This window comes from Thiomicrorhabdus sp. ZW0627, from assembly GCF_029767005.1.
In the GTDB taxonomy this organism is placed as follows: Bacteria; Pseudomonadota; Gammaproteobacteria; order Thiomicrospirales; family Thiomicrospiraceae; genus Thiomicrorhabdus.
The window spans coordinates 1-1,938 of record NZ_JARUQR010000014.1 but is presented as its reverse complement, the minus strand read 5'-3'; the positions used below and the strand labels follow the sequence as shown (position 1 = coordinate 1,938).

The following is a 1,938-nucleotide window of genomic DNA, read 5'->3' as shown; positions in this document are numbered from 1 at the left end:
TTTTTTGCAGTTAGTTTACAAAAGGTCTTGAAAATTCATTTCTCCAATGGTGCATCAATAAGGTTACAAAAATATTAATTAATAATTATATTTTGATTAATTCTTATTTTTCATATAGTTACATTTGTTTTTTTGAAGTGGCATCGTTTCTGCTCAAGGCAATTCGCTTACTTTACAAATGAAATTAAACTCTGAAAAATTAATTATATATCTGGGAGATGATGAAGAATGACCACAAAAGTAAATAACCGAGCAGTAGGTTTGTTGGCCTGTGCGATTGCGGGCGGTAGCTTGATGTCTATCGCGCCTGCTTCTTATGCTGGTGTAACGATTAAGGCTGATGATGACCGTTGGATTAAGGTTGGTGCCGGATTAAGAGCCAGCATGAATATCGTTGAAGACGCAGCGCCGAGCGGATCGGATAACAAAACCGATTTTGCAATTCAGAACATGCGCTTTTATTTAACTGCTCAGGCGTTAAAAGGTGTTCAGTTTACATTTAACACCGAAAAGGATGCGAACGATAACATTAAGTTACTTGATGCCGCTGCAAAGTTTCAATTGACGGACAACTTTAATTTGTGGGCAGGTCGCGTATTGATCCCGACAGATAGAGCGAACTTGGATGGTCCTTTCTATCAGGCGTCATATGACTTCCCTTCCGTTCGTAAATATCCGGCGATCATGGCGGGACGTGATGACGGTGTCATCTTCTGGGGATTGGCAAACGATAAAAAGGTGAAGTATTACTTTGGTGCGACACAAGGACGTAACGGTGATACAAGCTCAAACGATAAAGGTAGTCTGTTGTATTCAGGTCGAATTGCTGTGAGTTTATGGGATGCCGAATCGGGCTATTACAACCGTAGTACCTATCATGGAAGCAAAAACATTCTGTCATTCGGTATTGGTGGGGCCTATCAGGCAGACGGTGCTGGAACAGATACTGCTAAAGGAGATTTCCAGGCGTGGAATGCGGATTTACTTCTTGAAAAGAAACTGGCCTCTGGCGGAGTAGGAACTTTAGAAGCAGCTTATTACTCCTATGATCTTGGCGGTGTGACTGACGCTACGCTTAAGGCTGGTGATTCTTATTTGGTGTTAGCTTCGTATATGTTCCCTCAAAAGGTCGGTATGGGTAAATTCCAGCCTTACACACGTGTACAGCAGTTTGATTATGACGAAGGTGGAAAAATGGATAAGACTGAATTGGGTCTGAACTACGTCATCTCCAGCCACAATGCTTTGATATCAGCGGTATTTTCCGCGACCGACAACACGGGTTCCGATACGGTTAATGCATTGAAAATCGGTACTCAAATCCAATTTTAAATAAGTTCTAACTACTAGGAGTTTTTTATGTCGATTAAAAGACGAGATTTATTGAAGACCGGTTTGGCCGGTTTAGCGGCGGCCGGTTCGGTTGCAGCACCAGCGGTTGCAAATGCCGGTGATAAGAAAACGTTCCGTTGGAAAATGACCAACGCTTATCCGGCAGGTGCACCTTTCTATTCAACCGGGCCTGGAAGCGCAAGCTATTTCTGTAAGCGTGTGGAAGAGTTGTCAGGTGGACGTCTGCGCATCAAGCATTACGCTGCGGGTGAATTGATTCCGGCTATGGAAGGTTTTGATGCGGTATCAAAAGGTACGATCGAAATGAACTGGGCCAACTCTTATTACTGGGCCGGTAAGACCTTTGCCGCGCAGTATTTCACGACAGTACCTTTCGGAATGAACTTCCAGGGGACCAATGCATGGTTGCAAGAAGGCGGCGGGAAAGAACTTTGGGATGAAGTTTATAAGCCGTTTAATGTGATCGGTTTGGCTGCTGGTAATACAGGTGTTCAGATGACAGGTTGGTTCCGTAAGCCGATCGAATCCGTTGAAGATTTGAAAGGGCTTCGTATGCGTATTCCTGGTTTGGCAGGTAAGGTGTAT

1 protein-coding gene and 1 pseudogene are annotated in these 1,938 nt (G+C 43.8%); both read left to right on the top strand.

The features are described 5' to 3' along the window. Positions 1–228 precede the first annotated feature (228 nt). Complete coding sequence (locus tag QCB45_RS11465; RefSeq protein WP_279421189.1) at positions 229–1,332, top strand: hypothetical protein; 1,104 nt, start codon at positions 229–231, stop codon at positions 1,330–1,332. Between the two features lie 27 nt (positions 1,333–1,359). Next, positions 1,360–1,938: pseudogene (locus QCB45_RS11460) on the top strand (ABC transporter substrate-binding protein); the annotation flags it as partial.

Excerpts from the sequence above, each read along its gene's own strand:
- QCB45_RS11465 (WP_279421189.1), top strand. The coding sequence starts at position 229 with ATGACCACAAAAGTAAATAACCGAGCAGTAGGTTTGTTGGCCTGTGCG.